This window comes from Nostoc sp. CHAB 5715 (genome assembly GCF_020829685.1).
Lineage (GTDB): Bacteria > Cyanobacteriota > Cyanobacteriia > Cyanobacteriales > Nostocaceae > Nostoc.
On the sequence record NZ_JAIVFR010000990.1, the window covers coordinates 1 to 2678 of the forward strand.

Below are 2678 nucleotides of genomic sequence, written 5' to 3' on the forward strand. Positions count from 1 at the left end.
GTAATTCTTTAAGGAATTGCCGAACCTTATCCTGTCTCAAAACCCAAGATACAAGTTCAGCAAATAAACAAACTATTTCTATGGTAAACCGAAACAAATCTGTCAACAAGCAGCGCCAGCGTTACCAGGATTTATTTGAGTTCGCTCCAGATGGTTACTTGGTAACTGATACAGCAGGTATTATCCAAGAGGCTAACCGAGCAGCAGGAATCTTGCTGGCTGTCCGCCAAAAATATTTGGTAAACAAACCATTAATTCTATTTATTGCTCACCAAGACCGCCAGAGTTTTACCACCCGAATAAATAATAGACAGCAGGAACAGGAGTGGGAAGCTTACCTAAAACCACGGGGAGGTAAAGCTTTTCCGGCTAGGATTAAAGCGGCTGCCATGTACGATTTTGAGGGTAAGCAAGTTGGTTGGCGATGGTTACTCTGCGATATTAGCGAACGCCAACAGGCAAAGGAATCACTGCGCCAAGCTAACGATGAGTTAGAACAACGAGTGGCAAAACGAACAGCAGAACTTGTTATGTCTAACGTCCTGTTGCAACAAGAAATTGCCGAACGCCAACGCGCAGAAGATGCATTACGGCAGAGCGAAAACCTCTATCGCCAACTCGTGGACAGCCATACTGACATAATTATCCGCACTGATTTGCAAGGGCAGATTACCTTTGCTAATGCGGCTGCTTGTCAAACCTTCGGGTGGAAAGAAGATGAGTTTCGTGGTCAGTCATTTTTCCAATTTGTTCATCCAGATGACTTACCTGAAGTGATGGAAAATATGGCAGCTTTAGGATCTTCATCCCATCCCTTGACTAATCATGAGCGACGTGCATTTACAGTCAATGGTATTCGCTGGTTTCAATGGAATGCGATCGCAATTCGTAATGACAAAGGAGAGGTTATTGAAATCCAAGGGGTAGGCAGAGATATTACCGAACAGCAAGCCGCCTTAGAAGCTCGCCAACTCGCAGAAGCAGCACTGCGCCAGACTGAAGAGAAATTTCGTACTTTTGCCGAAAATATCCACGCAGTCATCTGGATTGTTAGTCCAGATTCATTCCGAACCTTGTACGTTAGTCCTGCTTATGAAAAAATTTGGGGCCGCTCTTGCCAAAGTCTATTAGAGCAACCTGAGTCTTGGATAGACAACGTTCATCCAGATGATCGCCATCGACCAACTATTGCAGCAAAGCAACAGCTTAATGGTGAATCAGCTTCAATAGAATACCGAATTTTGCGACCTGATGGATCGGTGCGCTGGATCTGGGATCGCAGCTTTCCTGTCTATAATGACCAAGGAAAAGTTCAGTACTATAGTGGCATCGCCGAAGATATCACCGAAAAGAAACAACTCGAAGAACAGTTTTTTCGCACCCAGCGATTGGAAAGCCTTGGTACTCTTGCAGGTGGTATTGCCCACGACTTGAACAATATATTGACACCAATTTTGGCTGCGGCTCAATTGGTACAGGGAACATTTTTAGAAGACAAAGAGCGTTCTGGACAACTGCTAGCACTTGTAGAAACCAACGCCAAACGCGGAGCAGCTTTAGTGAAGCAAATTTTGTCCTTTGCGCGAGGATATAAAGGAGAGGCGACAATTATTCAAGTCGAGTACCTAATTTCAGAAATTGCCCAAATTGCTAAACAGACATTTCCCAAATCTATTGAATTTTCCACGGTTATCCCAAAAGATATTTGGGCTGTCACTGGACACACCACACAACTGCATCAAGTGCTGATGAATCTGGTAGTAAATGCCCGCGATGCTTTACCAGATGGCGGCAATATCAAAATTTCTGTGGAAAATAAGTTTATTGATCAAGCTTATACCAGAATGAATCTCGATGCTAAAGTCGGGCATTATATTGTGATTACCATTGCCGATAACGGAATTGGGATACCGCCAGACATATTAGATAGAATTTTTGAGCCGTTTTTCACCACAAAAGATGTCAACACAGGTACGGGACTTGGACTTTCAACAGTGCTTGACATTATTAGAAGCCATGATGGTTTTATCAAAGTGTCTAGCAGTGTTGGTAGAGGCAGCAAATTTGACCTGTTTTTACCAGCAGTGCAAGCAACCCAAGCCTTCAGCATAGAAGAGATGGATCTGCTCCCAGGAGAGGGAGAATTGATATTAGTTGTAGATGATGAAGCCAAAATTCGGGAGATTGCCACAATCATCTTAGAAAACCATAACTATAAAATACTCACTGCCAATAATGGTATAGAGGCGATCGCACTCTATGCCCAACACAAGGATCAAATCAATGCCGTATTGATGGATATAATGATGCCGGAGATGGACGGAATCACCGCTATTCGCACCTTGCAAAAAATAAACAAGCAAGTTCAAATTATTGTCTGTAGCGGACTGAACTCAATGGAAGTCTTTGCTCAAGCTGCTGATGCTAACGTGCAAGCAGTTTTATCAAAACCCTATACGGCCAAAGAATTATTGAAAACTTTACACCACTTATTTAGAGGCTAGTAAAGAAAAGGGGACAAGAAGAATAACCTATGCCTAATGACAAATACTTGGGTGCATCCCAGTTTTTATTTTGCTCTTGAGAATAACTGTCATTGCGAACGCGAGTGCGTCTCGTAGAGAGGAGGAACGACGAACGCAAGTGCGTGTCCAAGACTTGCAATCTCATGGACTCGT

General features: G+C 43.3%; 2 protein-coding genes. One reads left to right on the forward strand and one right to left on the reverse strand.

Annotated features, from left to right (window positions below; all coding sequences use genetic code 11):
• On the forward strand, window positions 1-2504 hold a 2504-nt coding region (locus LC574_RS34810; RefSeq protein ID WP_229458176.1), incomplete at its 5' end, for a PAS domain-containing sensor histidine kinase.
• Here the strand turns inward: LC574_RS34810 and LC574_RS34815 are convergent.
• The coding region (locus tag LC574_RS34815; RefSeq protein ID WP_229458177.1) for a hypothetical protein at window positions 2494-2678 on the reverse strand (185 nt) is incomplete at its 5' end. The genes LC574_RS34810 and LC574_RS34815 overlap by 11 nt on opposite strands.